Here is a 16,411-nt window from a genome sequence, read left to right as displayed (position 1 = left end):
TGCCGCCAAGTGTTCGCCGGCCGGTGACGGGTGATTGATGCGTTCCCGCTCCCACCAGCCGCCTAGTTCAGCACCCGCCGCTCCCCCGGCACGTCGAGGCTGAAGGCAGGGATCGCCACCTCGAACATCCGGCCGCGGTCGTCGACCATGCGGTAGGAGCCGACCATGGCCCCGGACTCGGTGCGCAGGGGACATCCGGAGGCGTAGGAATAGCTGTCGCCCGGCTGGATCGTCGGCTGCTCGCCGACCACGCCGGCGCCGCGCACCTCCTCGACCTGTCCGCGCGCGTCGGTGATGGTCCAGTGACGCGCCACTAGCTGAACCGGCCCGGCGGTCAGGTTGACGATCTCGACCTGATAGGCCCAGACCCAGCGTCCCGCGTCGGGATCCGACTGGCCGGCCAGATAGCTGGGCCGCACCCGCACCAGGATTCCGTTGGTCTCGGCTTCGTAGGCGCGACTGTCGTGCATCCCCCGAATGGGCCCGCGCGCCGCCACCGGGTCAAGCGGGACTGTGCGCGAGGGCAGGCGAGACACGCCGGAAAATCGTGTAAGCGGGGGCCATGACGTCCTTCGAATTCGCCCGCCCGGGCATCCTGCCCTGCCAGTCCATCGAGACCCTGATCGCCACGGGCGCGATCGTCTCCGAGACCCCCTTCGACGCCGACCAGGTGCAGCCGGCCAGTCTGGACCTGCGCCTGTCGGACCGCGCCTGGCGCGTGCGCGCCTCCTTCCTGCCGGGCCTGCGCCAGGTCGAGGACCGCATCGCCGACGTGGCCATGCACGCGATCGACCTCTCGGACGGCTACGTGATGGAGAAGGGCTGCGTCTACATCGCCCGCCTGCAGGAGCGGCTCAGCCTGCCCAAGGGGCTGATCGCCCGCGCCAATCCGAAGAGCTCGACCGGGCGGGTGGATGTCTTCGTGCGCCTGCTCACCGACCGCGGCGGCAGCTTCGACGATGTCGAAGAGGGCTACGACGGCCCCCTGTATCTGGAGATCGCGCCGCAGACCTTCTCCATCCTGGTCCGTCCCGGCACCCGCCTGAACCAGCTGCGCCTCAAGGCCGGCGAGCCGCCGAAGCTGGAGACCCGCTCGGTCGGCGTCGACCTCACCGGTGGCGAGGGCGGGGTGGTCGGCTTCCGCGGCCGGCGTCACGCCGGGGTGGTCGACCTCGACCGCATCGACGGTCATGACCCGAGGGATTTCTGGGAGCCGCAGGTGCTGCGCCGCGGCGAACTGCTGCTCGATCCGGGCGAGTTCTACATCCTGGCCTCGTCCGACGACGTCGAGATCCCGGTCGACCAGGCCGCCGAGATGACCCCGATAGATCCGTCCGTCGGCGAGTTCCGGGTCCACTACGCCGGTTTCTTCGACCCCGGTTTCGGCACCGACGAGGCGCACGGGGCCGGCTCCAAGGGCGTGCTGGAAGTGCGCACCCACGACACCCCCTTCCTGCTCGAACACGGCCAGATCGTCGCCCGGCTGGTGTATGAGCCGCTCACGGAACGCCCGACCCGCCTCTACGGCGAGGGCGGCAGCCACTATCAGCGGCAGGGGCTGAAGCTGTCGAAGCACTTCCGGCCGTGGGGGTGAGACAGGGGCTAGGGGCTAGGGGCCAGGTGCTAGGGATCAGGTTCCAGGGAGGCCTGCGGGTCCGGCCCATAGTCCCTAGAACCTAGAACCTAGAACCTAGAAACTTGGACCCTGGAATCTACGACAGCCTGTCCGCCTTCCGCAGGCCCGGGAACATGCCCGCCCACAGCCCCGTGGCCGCCAAGGCGCCCGCGCCGCCGAACACCGCCGCCCCGACCGCGCCGAGCAGGCGCACCGCGACGCCCGAATAGGCCTCACCCAGTTCGTTCGAGGCGCCGATGAACAGCATCGACACCGAACTGACCCGGCCGCGCATGTGGTCGGGCGTGGCCAGCTGCACCAGCGTCTGGCGGATGTTGACGCTGATCATGTCGGCGGCCCCGCCGATCAGCAGCGCCAGGCCCGAGATCCAGACGATCTTCGACAGGCCGAAGGTCAGGGTCGACAGGCCGAACACCGCCACCGCCACGAACATCCAGCGCCCGCCGTGGCGCACGATCGGGAAGCGGCTCAGGTAGATCGCCATCGCCAGCGCCCCGACCCCGAAGGCGGCGCGCAGCAGGCCGAAGCCCTCCGGCCCGACGTGCAGGATGTCGCGGGCGAAGATCGGGGTCAGCAGCGCCACCCCGGCCAGCATCACCACCACCAGGTCGAGCGAGATGGCGCCCAGCACGATCTTCGTCTTCCAGACGTAGGCCAGCCCCTCCTTCACCGCCTCCAGCGGCGGCTGCTTGCCCCCGGGGTTGCGCGGCTTGCCGCTGGTGCGGATCATCAGGAAGGCGGAGACCCCGAGCAGGAACAGCCCCATGGCGCAGGCGTAGGCCAGCGGCACGTTGATCCCCACGATCACTCCGCCGAGCGCCGGGCCGGCGATGGCCCCGGTCTGGAAGGCGATCGACTGGGCCGCGATGGCCGGCGGCAGGGCGCGACGGCCGACCACCATGGGCAGGAAGGCCTGGCTGGCCGGGGCGAGGAAGGCCCGCGCCGCGCCGAACACCGCCGCCACCGCCAGCAGCCCCCACAGCGGCGGGTTTCCGTGCAGCGCCATCAGCAGGAAGCCGCCGGCGCACAGCCCCTCGACCACGATCGACAGGGCCACCGTGGTCTTGCGGTCGCGGCGGTCGGCCATGGCCCCGGCCGGCAGGGTGAAGGCCAGCAGCGGCAGGAACTGGAACAGGCCGACCAGCCCCAGATACAGGCTGGCCTGCTCGACCGGATGGTCGCGCCGCGCGATCTCGTAGACCTGCCACAGTAGGGCCGAGGACTGGATCTGGATGCCGAGCACGGCGACGACGCGCCCGAACCACAGCAGGCGGAAGTCGCGGAGGCCCCACGGACTGGCCGGCCCCTCGGGCGGCTCCGGCGGGTCCGCCAGCGGGGTTTCGGGGCTGTCGGTGGTCACGTGCGGCGCGAAACTTTCGGATAGGGCGTCCCGTCGCGGTGCAGATACCCCTCCGGCCGGAAGACCATGTCGAGGTCGGGATAGTCCCCGGAGTCCCCGCCGGGCGTCCGGGTTCCCACCTCCAGCAGCACGGCCTCCCCTGCGGAGCGATTCTCGATCCTGTGCCCGTTCGGCACGCCGGCCTTGAAGCCGGCGCAGTCCCCGGCCTTCAGCACCGTCTCGCCGTCGTCCTCGACCAGCACCACCTCGCCCGAGACCACCCAGACGAACTCGTCCTCGCCCTCGTGCCAGTGGCGCTGGCTCGACCAGGCGCCCGCGGGCAGGCGCAGCAGGTGGACCCCGAACTGGTCCAGTCCGACCGCATCCCCCAGCCGCCAGCGGCGTCGCGGCTTGCACGGGCCGGCGAACTCTTCGGGGTAGCCTGTCCCGTGCCCCGTGGGGGCGGCGTCGATGTCGATCTTCGGCATGATGGTGAGCCTATTCGCAATCGTCCTGACCCCGTAAAGCAAGCTTGCATGAGCCCCGCATCAACTCCGGTTATCGATCCTGTCGAACTGACCCGCGATCTGATCCGCAAACCCTCGGTCACGCCCGCCGACGAGGGCGCGATGGACGTGCTGGAGCGCGCGCTGATCAGCCTCGGCTTTCACTGCCGCCGGATGAAGTTCGAGAACATCGAGAACCTCTACGCCCGGCGAGGAACGGCGGCGCCGAATCTCTGTTTCGCCGGCCACACCGACGTGGTCCCCACCGGCTCGCCGGACGCCTGGTCGGCCGCGCCGTTCGAGGCCGAGGTCCGCGACGGCATCCTCTACGGCCGCGGGGCCGTCGACATGAAGGGCGGCATCGCCGCCTGGGTCGCCGCCGTGTCGCGGGTGCTGGCCCAAGGCGACGTCCCCGGCTCGCTCAGCTTCCTGATCACCGGCGACGAGGAAGGCCCCGCCCTGCACGGCACGAAGAAGGTGGTCGAGGCCCTGATGGCCGAGGGCGAGGTGATCGACGCCTGCATCGTCGGCGAGCCCTCGTCGCAGCATGCGCTGGGGGACACGATCAAGATCGGCCGGCGCGGCTCGCTGAACACCTGGATCACCGTGCACGGCCGCCAGGGCCATGTCGCCTATCCCGATCGCGCGGCCAATCCGGTCCCGGTGCTGGCCCGGCTGGCCGCCCGCCTCGCCGACCACCGGCTCGACGACGGCTACGAGGCCTTCCAGCCCTCCAACCTCGAGCTGACCACCCTCGACGTCGGCAACCCGGCCACCAACCTGATCCCGGCCGAGGCGCGCGGCCGGCTGAACATCCGCTTCAACCCGTCGCACACGGGCGAGAGCCTGATGGCCTGGCTCAACGCCGAGGCGGGCCGGGCCCAGGCTGCGAGCGGCCTGCGCATCGAACTGGAGCATCTGCATTCCGGCGACGCCTTCCTCACCGAGATCGGCCCGTTCGTCCTCGGTGTGCAGGACGCCGTGGAGGCGGTGACCGGCCGCCGCCCGGAGGCCTCGACCACCGGCGGCACCTCGGACGCCCGCTTCATCCGCGCCATGTGCCCGGTGCTCGAGCTCGGCCTCGTCGGCCAGACCATGCACCAGATCGACGAGCGCGCGCCCACGGCCGAGATCGAGCAGCTGGCCGAGGTCTACCGGAAGGTGATCGAGACCTTCTTCGCGCGCGTCTAGAGCAGCACGTCCAGTCCCAGCATCGCCCCGCCTAACATGGCGGCGAAGGCGACAAGGAAGAAGACCAGTTCGCGTAGCGGCCCACCGCGGCGCTCCAGCGTGGCGGGCGGCAGTCTGACCGGCAACTCTCGCATCGCACCCTCCGTCAAACCGGCCGACGGTGCGCCCGCTTTGTTGCTCGCCCGTTGAGAAAGATGGTTGCCGGCGAGGCGGTCAGGGGCGCTCGAGGAAGCGCACCGCGCTCAGCACATGGGTCTTCACGCCCAGCGGCAGCACCGACTCGTCGACGTCGAAGGCCGGCGAGTGGTTCGGCGGCGCGTTCGCGGGATCGATCCCCGTCGGCGTTCCGCCGAGGTGGTAGAAGACCCCCGGCACCTCCTGCGACAGATAGGAGAAGTCCTCCGCCACCGTCGTCGGCGGGGTGGCGGCGTTGACGTTGTCCGCACCCGCCGCCTCGGCCAGCACCGGCTCCAGCCACGCCGACAGCTCTTCGTCGTTGAACACCAGCGCCGCGTTCTGGCGCACCGCGAACTCGGCCGTCGCGCCGTAGGTTTCGGCCACGTTGTCGATGGCGATCTCCGCGCGCCGCACCAGATCGTCGCGCTGGGCGATGTCGAAGGTGCGCAGGGTGCCCGACATCGTCGCCCGGTCGGGGATGATGTTGTAGCGCACCCCGGCGTCCAGGGTGGCGATGGTGAACACCGTCGGCGTGGTCGTCGGGTCGATGGTCCGGGCGGTCAGATTGTTGATCGTCTGCACGATCTGGGCGGAGGCGGCGATGACGTCGACGCCCTTCCACGGCCAGGCGCCGTGCGTCTGCCGCCCGTTCAGGACCACGTCGATCCGGTCCGAGGCCGCCATGAAGCCCTGCGGTCGCCAGAACACCGTGCCGGGCCGGCCGGGCACCACGTGCAGGCCGAAGATGGCCTCGGGCCGGGGGTCGGCCAGCGCCCCCTCCTCGATCATCAGGGCCGCCCCGCCCTTGGGCTCGCCCGGAGGCGCCCCCTCCTCCGCGGGCTGGAAGATGAACACCACCGTCCCGGCCAGATCGTCCTTCATCCCCGCCAGCACCTCGGCGGCGCCCATCAGCATGGCGACGTGGGCGTCGTGGCCGCAGGCGTGGGCCACCGGCACGGTCTCGCCCATGTAGGTTCCGGTGGCGGTCGAGGCGAACGGCAGGCCGGTCGCCTCCAGCACCGGCAGGGCGTCCATGTCGGCGCGCAGGGCCACCGTGCGTCCCGGCCGGCCGCCGCGCAGCACCCCGATCACCCCGGTGCGGCCGACTTCCGTCCGCACCTCCAGCCCCAGGCTCCGCAGATGGTCGGCGACGACCCCGGCGGTGCGCGTCTCGGCGAAGCCGAGTTCCGGATTCCGGTGCAGGTCGCGCCGCCATTCCACCACCCTCGGCGTCGCCGTCTCGACGGCCGCCTCGATCCGCTCCAGCGGTACCTGGGCGACGGCGCCGGCGGCGGAGAAGGCGAGGGCCGTCGCGGAGAGGGCCAGCAGGCGAAGGGGCATGGCGTCGTCCTCGTCAGGGAGAGAGGCAACCGTCGCGGACCACGGCCGCTTCCGCAAGGCCCCGCTCCAGCCTACGGTCGCCGCGTGAACCTCCGCTCCCCCGCCTTCGCCATCCTGTTCGCGGTCAGCCTGATCGCCGCCGCCGGCAACATGGCGCTGCAGTCGGTGCTGCCGGCCATCGGCCGGGAGTTCGGCCTCAGGGACACCCTCGTCTCGGCGGCGTTCGCCATCTCGGCCCTGATGTGGACCCTGACCTCGCCCTACTGGGCGCGGCTGTCGGACCGGCTGGGGCGCAAGAAGGTCATCATGATCGGGCTGGGCGGCTTCGTCGCCTCGATCGGCGGTTTCGGCCTCGCCACCACGGCCGGGCTGCAGCTCTGGCTGGCCCCGCTGGTCGCCTTCGCCTTCATGACCGTGGCGCGGACGATTTACGGCGTCTTCGGCTCGGCCTCGCCCATCGCCGCCCAGGCCTATGTCGCCGACCGCACCACCCCGGAGCAGCGCACCCAGTCGATGTCCCTGCTCGCTTCGGCCCAAGGCTTGGGCACGGTCATCGGGCCGGCCATCGCCCCCTTCTTCATCCTGCCCTTCGTCGGCCTGGCGGGACCGATGTACGCCTTCGCCCTGTTCGGGGCGGTGGTGCTGTGGATCGTGTGGCGCCGCCTGCCCAGCGGCGACGTCGTACGCCAGCCCACGGGCCGTCCGGGCGAGGCCGGCAAGGGGCTGTGGCGCGACCCCCGGGTGCGCGACTATCTGCTGTACGGCCTGCTCGTGACCGGCGCCCAGGCGGTCAACATTTCGGTGCTCGGCTTTCACGTCATCGACGAGCTGGCGGCGACGGGCCTGTCGGTCCGCGACGCGCAGCCGTTCATCGGCATCGCCATGCTGGCCGGCGCCGCCGCGACCCTGATGGCCCAGTGGGGGCTGATCCCGCTGCTCAAGCTGCAGGCCGCCGACCTGATGCGCTGGGGCGCGGGCCTGGCCTTGGTCGGCAATGTCATGACCATCGCGGCGCCCGGCTATTACGGCGTGGTGGTCGGCTATGCGGTGATCTCGCTGGGGATAGGCTTCGCCCGTCCCGGCTTCACCGCCGGTTCCTCCCTCTCGGTCGGCCGGCACGAGCAGGGCGCGGTGGCCGGGCTGATGATGTCGCTGGCCGGGCTCAGCTTCCTCGGCCCGCCGGTGATCGGCGTGGCCCTCTACGAGCTGGCCGAGGCCGGACCGTTCGTGGCCAACATCCTGCTGCTCGGCCTCGCCACCCTGCTGTGCTTCACCAGCGCCCGCCTGCGGCTCGGCCCGCCAGACCTCCCCGATCGGGACGAGACGCCGTCCCCGGAGACTCCGCCTGCGTCCCAGCCGGGACCGGAGGGGGGCCGGTAAGCGGCGTCTTTTCAGCGCCGGAAAGGCGTGTCAGACCGTCGTCATGGACATCGCCCGCATCGAAAAGCGCATCGGCGTGCGCGCGCCGACCGACCGCATCTGGGACATCATCGCCGACCTGCCCGGCTGGGATCGCTGGAACCCCGTCGAGAAGGCCGCGGAGGGGGCCATCGCCTACGGCGGCCAGATCACCCTGACCGAGTCGTTCGAGGAGCTGCCGGAGCGCCGCGTCGTCGCCAAGGTCGGCGAATGGCAACCCTACGCCCAGCTGGTCTGGACCGAGAGCCGCGGCGTGTGGTTCCGCTCGATCCGCTATTTCGAGATCGAGGAGCTTGAGCCCGGCAGCTGCATCGTCTCCAACGGCTTCATCTTCTCGGGCCTGCGCGGCGAGATGTTCTTCGACAAGCATCGCAAGCGGCTGCGCCACGGCGTCGACGCCATCGCCGAGGCGTGGAAGGCGGCGGCCGAGGGCTGATCGCGCGTCAGGAATAAATTCCTTGTCCCGTCTTGTCCACACGATCTCGCCCGCCCATCTCCCGGGCGGGTCTTTGACAATCGAGCGTGATCGGCGCCGGTCAGGCGCCGGGAGTTTCCGATAATCTGGCAGGGTGCCACGCCGCGCGCGCAGGTTTCTTTCGGGAACTCCGCAAGATAAGCCGTGGCACGGTGGCAGGTTTGGCGCCCCGAATTGGTGACACAACCCCCGCTGTGGGCATCCCCGGCCTCTAGCCGCCCTTGGCCATGGTGTCCTGGATGCTGATGATCGCCGGCGTCAGGATGACGATGAACAGCACCGGCAGGAAGAACAGGATCATCGGCACCGTCAGCTTGGCCGGCAGCGCGGCGGCCTTCTTCTCGGCCGCCGACAGGCGCAGCTCGCGGTTTTCCTTGGCCATGGTCCGGAGCGCCGCCCCCAGCGGGGTGCCGTAGGTCTCGGCCTGGGTCATGGCCGTGGCCACCGACTTCACACCCGGGTGATTGGTGCGCTTGGCCAGGCCCTCGTAGGCCATGCGGCGGTCGGGCAGGTAGCTCAGCTCCGCCGACAGCAGGGTCAGCTCCTCCGCCAGGTCGATCGACGAGCCGCCGATCTCCTGCCCGACCTTCTGGATCGCCGCCTCGATCGACATGCCGGCCTCGACGCAGATCAGCAGCAGGTCCAGGGCGTCCGGGAAGGCCTGCATGATCGAGGTGCGGCGTTTGGCGATGCGGTTGGCGAGGAAGATGTTCGGCGCATAGAAGCCGGCCACCGCCGCCGCCATCACCGCCGTCACCCGGGTCATGAACGGCAGGCCGAAGTCATTGAAGATGAACAGGTAGAAGGCCGCGATCGCCAGGAAGACGAAGGGCATGGAGAAGCGGAAGAAGTAGAAGGTCGTCAGCGGCTTGGGCCCGCGATAGCCGGCCTGGGCCATCTTGTCGGCGACCTTGGGATCCTCCAGCAGCTTGGTCAGGTTCAGCTGCTCGACCACCCGCTTCTTGAAGCCCTCGTCGGTGTGCCGCAGCCCCCCCGGGCCCTGCCCCTGGGCGGCGATCGCCTGCCGCGACCGGCGCTTCAGCTCCTCGCGGCGGACCGCAACCGCCTTCATCCGGCCCTCGAGCTTCGCCCCGCCGCCGACCGAGCCGAGCAGGGTCACCAGGGTGGCGAACACGAGAAAGCCGACCACCATGCTGAGGATGTTCACGGGATCGGTGAAGAAGGGAATGAGGCCCGGCATGTCTGGTCCTCAGAACTTGAAGGAGATCATCTTCTTCATCACGAAGACGCCGAAGCTCATCATGACGACGGCGACCAGGAGCATGAACTGGCCGCGGGGATCGGTGAACAGCTTGGCCATGTAGGCCGGGGTGGTCAGGCTGACGAGGATCATCACCGCCGGCGGCAGCGAGCCGATGATGCCGGCCGAGGCGGTGGCCTCCGACGACAGAGCCTTGATCTTCTCGCCCATCATCTTGCGGGCGCGCAGCACCGCCGAGAGGTTCGACAGCGCCTCGGCCAGGTTGCCGCCGGTCTTCTGCTGGATGCCGATGACGATGGAGAAGAACTTCAGCTCCGGCGTCGGCATGCGCTCGTACATCTTGTCCAGCGCCTGCGGCAGGGTCAGGCCGACGCCCATGCCCTCGACCAGGCGCTGGAACTCCGGCCCCAGCGGCGCCGGGCTCTCGCGGGCGATGATCTTGAAGCAGTCGTGCACCGGCAGGCCCGACTTGATGCCGCGCACGATGACGTCGACGGCGTCGGCGAAGTGGCTGGAGAACTTCTTGCAGCGGCGCTTGCCCAGGAAGCCGACCACCCAGCGCGGCAGGCCGAGGCCGAAGACCAGTCCGAGACCGAGGGCGATCAGCGGGTTGAGGCCGAAAAGCATGGGCAGCAGGGCCGCGACCACCCCGAGGACGGCGCTGACGATCCAGAAGGTCTGGACGTTCATGGACAGCCCGGCCTGCTTCAGCTTGGCCGGAAGGGTGAGCCGTGCCTTGCGCTCGAGCCGGTCCGCCTCCTGCAGCTGCTGCATGATCTGCTTGCGCCGCGCCTCCGGCGTGTTCGCCGCGGCCTTGCGCGCCGCGGCGGCGTTCTGCTTGGGGGCGCCGAAGGACTGGGCGCGCTTGACAGCGGCGTCGCTCGAGTCCCCGCCGCCGACGAAGGCCCAGCCGAGACCGCCGATGGTGATGAAGGCCAGAACGGCGGCGAGGACGGGAAGCATGGCCTACTCCGCCGCGTCCAGGGCTTCCGCCAGTTCGCGTTCGAGCCCGTAGTAGCGGGCGCGGTCCCAGAAGCGGGGGCGGGCGATACCGGTGGAACGGTGACGGCCGACGATCTTGCCGTTCTCGTCCTCGCCGGTGATCTCGTAGAGGAACAGGTCTTGGGTGACGATGACGTCGCCCTCCAGCCCCACCACCTCGGTGATGTGGGTGATGCGGCGCGAGCCGTCGCGCAGGCGGGCGGCCTGGACGATGACGTCCACCGAGCCCACGATCATCTCGCGGATGGTCTTGGACGGCAGGCCGTAGCCGCCCATGGTGATCATCGACTCCATCCGGCTGATGGCCTCACGCGGCGAGTTGGCGTGCAGGGTGCCCATGGAGCCGTCGTGGCCGGTGTTCATGGCCTGCAGCAGGTCGAAGGCCTCGGGTCCGCGGACCTCGCCGACGATGATCCGCTCGGGACGCATGCGCAGGCAGTTCTTGACCAGATCGCGCATGGTGATCTGGCCCTGGCCCTCGAGGTTGGGCGGACGGGTCTCGAGACGCACCACGTGCGGCTGCTGCAGCTGCAGCTCCGCCGCGTCCTCGCAGGTGATGACCCGCTCGGTCGGGTCGATGAAGGCGGTCAGGGTGTTGAGCAGCGTCGTCTTGCCGGAGCCGGTGCCGCCCGAGATGATCAGGTTGCATCGCGACGCGCCGATGACCCCGAGCACGCGCGCGCCCTCGGGACTGATGGAGGCGTACTCCACCAGGTTCTTCATCGTCAGCTTGTCTTTCTTGAACTTCCGGATCGTCAGCGTCGGGCCGTCGATGGCCAGCGGCGGGGCGATGACGTTGACGCGGCTGCCGTCGGGCAGGCGGGCGTCGCAGATGGGCGAGCTCTCGTCCACGCGGCGGCCGACCTGCGACACGATCCGCTGGCAGATGTTCATCAGCTGGCCGTTGTCGCGGAAGCGGACATTGGTCAGCTGCACCTTGCCGCCGACCTCGATGAACACCCGGCCGGCGCCGTTGACCATGATGTCGGCGATGTCGTCGCGGGCCAGCAGCGGCTCCAGCGGGCCGTAGCCGAGCACGTCGTTGACGATGTCCTGGACCAGGTGCTCCTGCTCGGCCACCGACATCGAGACGTTCTTGATCGCCACCAGCTCGGCGACGATGTCGCGGATCTCCTCCGCCGCCGCCTTCTGCTCCAGCTGGGCCAGCTGGGCCAGATCGATGGTGTTCATCAGCGCGTTGAAGATCGTCGTCTTCGTGGCGTGATAGTAGTCGCTCTGCTCGCGCACGATCTCGGCGACCGCCTGGGCCTTCTTCAGCTGCTCGAAACCCGGCGTCGCCTTCGGGCCCGGCCCCTGGGTCTTCGGCGCGGGAGCCTCCGGCCGCGGCCGGCTGGCCAGGGCGTCGAGGCGGTCGGCGGCCTCCGAAGGGGGACGGCGCGACGCTTCGGGACGTTCGATCTCGGCGACATCCGCACCCATCGAGAAGGCCTGGGTCTGCAGACCCTGCGCAGGCTGGGCCGCCGGCGGGGCGGCCGGCGCCGGCCGCGGGGCGGGCGCGGCGGTTCCGGGCTGGGCTGTGCGTTTGCCGAACACGGCCTAGGTCTTCTTCCTGAACAGGCCCGAGAGCATCGACCTGGCCGCGGCCTTCCCCTTCGGCGCCGCCAGCTGCGGCAGCTCACGGCGCGAGACGATCTGGGCCAGAGTCTGGAAGGCCTCGGCGGCCTTCGACTTGGCGCCCGCATCGAGAATCATCTGGCCGTTGTTGGCTGCGGCCCCGAAGACCTTGGCGTCGAACGGGATGATCAGGCTGGGATGGACTCCGAGCGCATTGCCGAACTCCTTGGCCGGGATCTCCGGCCGACCGGGCACGCCCACCTGGTTCAGCACGAGCCGCGGCGGCGCGTCGTTGGGACGGCCCTGCTTGATCAGGTCGATCATGTTCTTGGCGTTGCGCAGCGAGGCCAGGTCGGGCGTGGCCACGACCACCACCTCGTCGGCGGCGATCAGGGTCCGCCGCATCCAGCTGGACCAAAGATGCGGCAGGTCGAGGATGACGAAGGGCGCGGTGGAGCGGATCTGGGTGGTCACCTCCTCGAACGCCTCGGGCGAGACGTCCCAGTCGGTGTCCAAGGTCGCCGGGGCCGCGAACAGGCTCAGCTTGTCGGTGCAGCGGACCATCATGCGATCCAGCAGGACCGGATCGAGGCGGTCGGGCTGGCTCAGCGCGTCCGCGACGCCGTTCAGCGGATCCTGGTTGAAGTCCAGGCCCGCCGTGCCGAAGGGCAGGTCGTAGTCGACGATCACCGTGTTGGCGCCGATCCGCTCGGACATGGCGTAGGCGGTGTTGTGGGCCACGGAGCTGGCCCCCGCCCCGCCCCGGGCGCCGACGAAGGCGATCGAGCGGCCGACAAAGGGCTGGGCCGGGTCGGCGAACAGTCCGCCGATGGCGGAGATCAGTTGCAGGGGCTGGATGGGCGCGACCAGGTATTCGCTCACCCCCCGGCGCATCAGCTCCCGGAACAGCAGGATGTCGTTGGTGGCGCCGATGATCACCACCTTGGTGCCGGCGTCGCAGACCTCGGCCAGCTGATCGACCTCCCACAGCAGGGTCTGCGGGTCCTTCAGGCATTCGACGATGATCAGCGGCGGTGTCGGCTCGTGCCGGTAGGCCTCGATGGCCGCCGCGACGCCGCCGACGCGGATCTGGGTGGTGGCGCGGGACAGGCGGCGGTCCTGCCCGGCGCGCTCGGCGGAGGCGAGGGTGTCCTGACGCTCGGCGAAGACGTGGATGGCGATGCGCGGCACCGACACCTCGGCCGCATGGGCACCGAGCGCCGGCGGTGAGAACGCCGCCGCGGCCCCGGCGACCAGGTCGCCGACCGGATTGAAGTCGGAGACCGCCGGAACCTGCGTCGCTTCGCCGGCGGGATAGGCCGACGGACCGGCGGGCGCCGCCGAGACCGGCGCCGAGAAGCGGAGCGGCGCCCGGTCGTCCGCGACCGGGTGGGACTCGATCGCCCCTTCGGTCGGGACGGGACCGTCCGGGTCGGCGTAGCCCATGTCGAGGTCGAACTCGTCCTCGATGTCCTCGAATGGGCTCGGAGCGAAGGCGTTGCTCATGCGCGCTATTCCACGGCCCGGGCGATGCGGCCCTGGACAAGGGGTTCCTGGGGCGTCGAAGCCTCTTCGCCGGCGCGATAGTTCTGGAACACGACGGCGGCCCGGCCGGAATCCGCAGGGCTCATGGCGCGCGCTCCGAGGATGTCGCGGGGATCGGCGATCTGGGCCGCCATGTTGGCGGTGATGGCGCAGCCCAGCCCGGGCGAGGATTGGTTCGAATAGCGCGGCCCCATGCTGCGCGGCTCCGCGGCGCAGTTGGGTACGACCGCCTGAACGGTGTCGAAACCGGCCAGGACGGGCGCGCGGGGATCGGGCGCATCGTAGGATGTCACGCGGATCCTGTCGGCAGGAACGCCGGCGGCCTCCAGGGCGGCGCGAACCGCCCAGGTCTGGCGCGCGGCAGCCGGGTCTTCGCCGACCGGACCCTGCACCTGGACCCAACCGGTGCCGGTCGCGCCGTAACGTCCGGCCAGGGCGCGGAGGGCGGCGTCCTGGTTGGGCGAGAGACCGTCTTCATGGACGGCGAGCGCGATACGATCGAGTCCGGGTTCGACCTGCAGGGCGTAGCGGGACAGCGGCGTCAGCGGCGGCGGGGAGCCGGTGGCCCCGGCGCAGCCGCCCAGTGCGGCGGCGAGGGCGAGGCAGGGCAGCAGGAAGCGCATCGGGAGCGGCCTCATTCGATCACATAGCCGACGGGGCCGTTCCAGCCGCTGCCCGGGGCCGCCTGGGCGACGTCGCGCGGGGCGTAGTGCTGGTTCAGCTGGCCGAACAGGATGGTCTGGGCGTCGTTGGCGATCTGCAGCCCGTCGGCCGGCGTCTGCAGGCGGCCGGGCGAAGTCGGCGAGACGATGTAGGCCTCGACGATGATCACCAGTTCGGTTTCGCCCGACAGGTAGTCGCGGGACCGGAACAGCGTGCCGAGCACGGGCAGATCGCCGATGCCGGGCAATTGGTCGATATTCTGGCGGGTGTCTTCCCGCAGCAGGCCGGCGATCATCAGCGACCCGCCGGACGGCAACTCCACGGTATTGGAGGCGCGACGCACGTTGAGGGCCGGGATGACCAGCCCGTCGTCGGCCGTGCCGCCGAGCGTGAACGCGCCTGCGGTGGTCAGCTCCGAGACCTCGGTCGACAGCTGCAGCGAGATGCGTCCCTGGGACAGGACGATCGGCCGGAAGGCGAGGCGGACGCCGAACGGCTTGAACTCGATGCCCACCGTCACCTGGCCGGTGGTGGCGTCGACGCTGCGTCCGGTCGGAACCGGAAACTCGCCGCCGGCGAGGAACTCGGCGTTCTCGCCGTTCACCGAGGTCAGGTTCGGCTCGGCGAGGATCCGCACCAGGCCGGCGCGCTCGAAGGCGCGCAGGTTGGTGTCGAGCACATTGCCGTCGCCGGAGCGGTCGATGAAGTTCAGGATCCCGCCGCCGAGCTGGCTGCCGGAGACCGCAAACGTGGCGTTCTGGGAGAAGCTCAGACCGTCCCCGACGCTGCTGAGCACGGCGTCGACGTCGAGACCCAGTTGCTTGATGGCTGTGCGCTGCACCTCGACGATGCGCGCCTTGACCATCACCTGGTCCGACCCCTCGATCGTCATCATGTTGATGATCTTCTCGGGCGCGGAGACGAAAGCCCGCGCCACCTGGCTGGCCCGGTCCGCCTCGCCGGGGCTGGACACTAGGCCGGTGAGGATGACGCTGTCGTTGACGGCCTCGGCCCGCACCCGCGATCCCGGCATGACCCGGTCGAGGGTGTCCTGCAGGGCGGAGACGCCGGCGTCGACGCGGATCCGCAGCGAGAGGATGGTGCGGCCGGCGTTATCAAGGACGACCGCGTCGGTTTCACCGGGCGCGAGGCCGATGACGGTGATCCGTCGCGGCGAATGCAGCATGGCCTCGGCGACCGCGGGGTTCGGCACGATGACGTCGCGGGCGTCGGCGGGCAGGTCGATGGCCATCGACGAACCGCGCGGCAGGTTGATGAGCTGGGATTGCGACCCCATCGACACGGCGGCGCGGGTCTGGGCGGCGGCCCCGAGACCCGGCGCGGCGACGACGACGGCGAGGCCCGCGACAGCCGCGGCGATCAGGCGCTTCATTGGACCACCACCACTTCAGGGGCGCCGCCCCGGTAGACGCGGACGGCCGAGACATCCCGGCGACCGCCTGCGACCGCGCCCGAGGGGCCGCCGGCGTCGGCGTAGGAACGGAGAACGAGACTGAGCTCGCCCTCGGACTTGGCCAGCGCCAGGGCCTCGGCGTCGCCGGGGCTGACCTCGAGGGTGGCCGTCGCGCCGACCACGGCCTGGGCGTCGTCGCCCGCGCGGGTCGACTGGTCGATGGCGAGAACCTTGATGTTGCGCATGACGGTGGCGGAGGTGAACTTCGAGCGGTCGCCCTCCTGGGCGCCCATGTTCGACAGGTTCGTCTCGCGGGTCAGGACCACGTCGACCCGGTCCCCCGGCAGGATGAAGCCGCCGGCGGCGGTCTCGACCGTGACCCGGATGGCCATGGCCCGCATGCCCGGCTCGAGGTAGGCGGCCATGTAGCCGCTGTCGCCGGCGCGGACGATCTTGCGGGCGGTGATCGGCTCTCCGGCGGCGATCGGGTCGCGGACCACAGAACCGACGTAGTCGGCCTTCGCGCCCCCTCCGGCCAGGTTGGCGGCGGCGCGGGTCACCGAGGCGACCGCGCCCTCGGGCTTGTTCTCCGCCTCCGCCGCATCCGCCGCCTCGAGCGGCGTCGATCCGTCGGTGATGAAGGCGGCGCCGACGGCGTCGACCGGCCATTCTTTCCACGCCATATCGCCCTCGGTCAGGCGCTGCCCGGGCTGAAGGTCGCTCGCCGCGACGAGCACCCGCGCCATCGGCTGCGTCTCCACAGGCGCCGCCGTGGCCACGGCGGCCGGTTCGCCGGACGGTGAGCCCATGGCGCGCACGACCAGCGCCAGACCGATGGCGGCGACAGCGGCGATGCAGATGACAATGATGCGGGCGGGCTTCATCAGCGGTCTCCGGCGGGACCGG

The 16,411-nt window shown here is 70.4% G+C and carries 16 protein-coding genes; 4 read left to right on the top strand and 12 right to left on the bottom strand.

Annotated elements, in window-relative coordinates; genetic code table 11:
- Positions 1-62: 62 nt before the first annotated feature.
- A complete protein-coding gene (apaG, locus tag BM333_RS03880) occupies positions 63-470 on the bottom strand; it encodes a Co2+/Mg2+ efflux protein ApaG (RefSeq protein WP_092307450.1) in 408 nt (135 codons plus the stop codon).
- A 92-nt stretch (positions 471-562) separates the two neighbouring features.
- Here apaG and BM333_RS03875 point away from each other — a divergent pair, with 92 nt between their 5' ends.
- The gene (locus BM333_RS03875) at positions 563-1,594 is read left to right on the top strand and encodes a 2'-deoxycytidine 5'-triphosphate deaminase (protein WP_092307448.1); all 1,032 of its coding nucleotides are present in this window, start codon (positions 563-565) and stop codon (positions 1,592-1,594) included.
- Between the two features lie 118 nt (positions 1,595-1,712).
- Here the strand turns inward: BM333_RS03875 and BM333_RS03870 are convergent, their stop codons facing one another.
- Together BM333_RS03870 and BM333_RS03865 are read right to left on the bottom strand one after the other, a co-directional pair.
- On the bottom strand, positions 1,713-2,996 hold the full coding sequence (locus BM333_RS03870) for an MFS transporter (RefSeq protein WP_245777132.1): 1,284 nt from the start codon (positions 2,994-2,996) through the stop codon (positions 1,713-1,715).
- A complete protein-coding gene (locus BM333_RS03865) occupies positions 2,993-3,463 on the bottom strand; it encodes a cupin domain-containing protein (RefSeq protein WP_092307446.1) in 471 nt (156 codons plus the stop codon). Before BM333_RS03865 ends, BM333_RS03870 begins: the two co-directional genes overlap by 4 nt.
- Positions 3,464-3,511: 48 nt before the next feature.
- Here BM333_RS03865 and dapE point away from each other — a divergent pair, with 48 nt between their 5' ends.
- Entirely contained in the window at positions 3,512-4,672 is a 1,161-nt protein-coding gene (gene dapE / locus BM333_RS03860) for a succinyl-diaminopimelate desuccinylase (RefSeq protein ID WP_092307444.1), read from the top strand.
- Here the strand turns inward: dapE and BM333_RS15880 are convergent.
- Together BM333_RS15880 and BM333_RS03855 are read right to left on the bottom strand one after the other, a co-directional pair.
- Positions 4,669-4,806: a hypothetical protein gene (locus tag BM333_RS15880; protein ID WP_177221787.1), complete on the bottom strand. Its 138-nt coding sequence runs from the start codon at positions 4,804-4,806 to the stop codon at positions 4,669-4,671. The genes dapE and BM333_RS15880 overlap by 4 nt on opposite strands.
- Positions 4,807-4,885: 79 nt before the next feature.
- Positions 4,886-6,190: an amidohydrolase gene (locus tag BM333_RS03855; protein WP_092307442.1), complete on the bottom strand. Its 1,305-nt coding sequence runs from the start codon at positions 6,188-6,190 to the stop codon at positions 4,886-4,888.
- Positions 6,191-6,274: 84 nt separating this feature from the next.
- Here BM333_RS03855 and BM333_RS03850 point away from each other — a divergent pair, with 84 nt between their 5' ends.
- Together BM333_RS03850 and BM333_RS03845 are read left to right on the top strand one after the other, a co-directional pair.
- A complete protein-coding gene (locus tag BM333_RS03850) occupies positions 6,275-7,570 on the top strand; it encodes an MFS transporter (protein WP_092307440.1) in 1,296 nt (431 codons plus the stop codon).
- Between the two features lie 43 nt (positions 7,571-7,613).
- Positions 7,614-8,045 carry an SRPBCC domain-containing protein gene (locus tag BM333_RS03845; RefSeq protein ID WP_092307438.1) on the top strand — a complete coding sequence of 144 codons (432 nt, stop codon included), beginning with the start codon at positions 7,614-7,616 and terminating at the stop codon, positions 8,043-8,045.
- 250 nt (positions 8,046-8,295) lie between these two features.
- On the opposite strand, the gene BM333_RS03840 is transcribed toward BM333_RS03845, so the two are convergent.
- From BM333_RS03840 to cpaB, 7 genes are read right to left on the bottom strand one after another with little or no spacing between them, the layout of a single operon-like run.
- Entirely contained in the window at positions 8,296-9,285 is a 990-nt protein-coding gene (locus BM333_RS03840; RefSeq protein WP_092307436.1) for a type II secretion system F family protein, read from the bottom strand.
- Positions 9,286-9,294: 9 nt separating this feature from the next.
- Positions 9,295-10,269, bottom strand: coding sequence for a type II secretion system F family protein (locus BM333_RS03835; protein WP_092307434.1), 975 nt, complete (start codon positions 10,267-10,269; stop codon positions 9,295-9,297).
- Between the two features lie 3 nt (positions 10,270-10,272).
- Entirely contained in the window at positions 10,273-11,862 is a 1,590-nt protein-coding gene (locus BM333_RS03830; protein WP_092307432.1) for a TadA family conjugal transfer-associated ATPase, read from the bottom strand.
- A gap of 3 nt (positions 11,863-11,865) precedes the next feature.
- Positions 11,866-13,389 carry a CpaE/TadZ family protein gene (locus BM333_RS03825; protein WP_092307430.1) on the bottom strand — a complete coding sequence of 508 codons (1,524 nt, stop codon included), beginning with the start codon at positions 13,387-13,389 and terminating at the stop codon, positions 11,866-11,868.
- A 5-nt stretch (positions 13,390-13,394) separates the two neighbouring features.
- Complete coding sequence (locus BM333_RS03820; RefSeq protein WP_092307428.1) at positions 13,395-14,051, bottom strand: CpaD family pilus assembly protein; 657 nt, start codon at positions 14,049-14,051, stop codon at positions 13,395-13,397.
- 11 nt (positions 14,052-14,062) lie between these two features.
- Positions 14,063-15,484 (bottom strand): type II and III secretion system protein family protein, encoded by a 1,422-nt coding sequence (locus BM333_RS03815; RefSeq protein WP_092307426.1) that lies wholly within the window; start codon positions 15,482-15,484, stop codon positions 14,063-14,065.
- Entirely contained in the window at positions 15,481-16,389 is a 909-nt protein-coding gene (gene cpaB / locus BM333_RS03810; RefSeq protein ID WP_092307423.1) for a Flp pilus assembly protein CpaB, read from the bottom strand. The genes BM333_RS03815 and cpaB overlap by 4 nt, the downstream gene beginning before the upstream one ends.
- Positions 16,390-16,411: the final 22 nt, after the last annotated feature.

The organism is Brevundimonas viscosa (assembly GCF_900116065.1).
Lineage (GTDB): Bacteria > Pseudomonadota > Alphaproteobacteria > Caulobacterales > Caulobacteraceae > Brevundimonas > Brevundimonas viscosa.
Note: the sequence above shows the minus strand (reverse complement) of the source record. Positions and strands in the feature narration are given on the sequence as shown.

Coding starts and splice junctions, on each gene's coding strand:
- apaG (WP_092307450.1), bottom strand. CDS start 470: ATGCACGACAGTCGCGCCTACGAAGCCGAGACCAACGGAATCCTGGTG.
- BM333_RS03875 (WP_092307448.1), top strand. CDS start 563: ATGACGTCCTTCGAATTCGCCCGCCCGGGCATCCTGCCCTGCCAGTCC.
- BM333_RS03865 (WP_092307446.1), bottom strand. CDS start 3,463: ATGCCGAAGATCGACATCGACGCCGCCCCCACGGGGCACGGGACAGGC.
- dapE (WP_092307444.1), top strand. CDS start 3,512: ATGAGCCCCGCATCAACTCCGGTTATCGATCCTGTCGAACTGACCCGC.
- BM333_RS15880 (WP_177221787.1), bottom strand. CDS start 4,806: ATGCGAGAGTTGCCGGTCAGACTGCCGCCCGCCACGCTGGAGCGCCGC.
- BM333_RS03855 (WP_092307442.1), bottom strand. CDS start 6,190: ATGCCCCTTCGCCTGCTGGCCCTCTCCGCGACGGCCCTCGCCTTCTCC.
- BM333_RS03845 (WP_092307438.1), top strand. CDS start 7,614: ATGGACATCGCCCGCATCGAAAAGCGCATCGGCGTGCGCGCGCCGACC.
- BM333_RS03840 (WP_092307436.1), bottom strand. CDS start 9,285: ATGCCGGGCCTCATTCCCTTCTTCACCGATCCCGTGAACATCCTCAGC.
- BM333_RS03835 (WP_092307434.1), bottom strand. CDS start 10,269: ATGCTTCCCGTCCTCGCCGCCGTTCTGGCCTTCATCACCATCGGCGGT.
- BM333_RS03825 (WP_092307430.1), bottom strand. CDS start 13,389: ATGAGCAACGCCTTCGCTCCGAGCCCATTCGAGGACATCGAGGACGAG.
- BM333_RS03820 (WP_092307428.1), bottom strand. CDS start 14,051: ATGCGCTTCCTGCTGCCCTGCCTCGCCCTCGCCGCCGCACTGGGCGGC.
- BM333_RS03815 (WP_092307426.1), bottom strand. CDS start 15,484: ATGAAGCGCCTGATCGCCGCGGCTGTCGCGGGCCTCGCCGTCGTCGTC.
- cpaB (WP_092307423.1), bottom strand. CDS start 16,389: ATGAAGCCCGCCCGCATCATTGTCATCTGCATCGCCGCTGTCGCCGCC.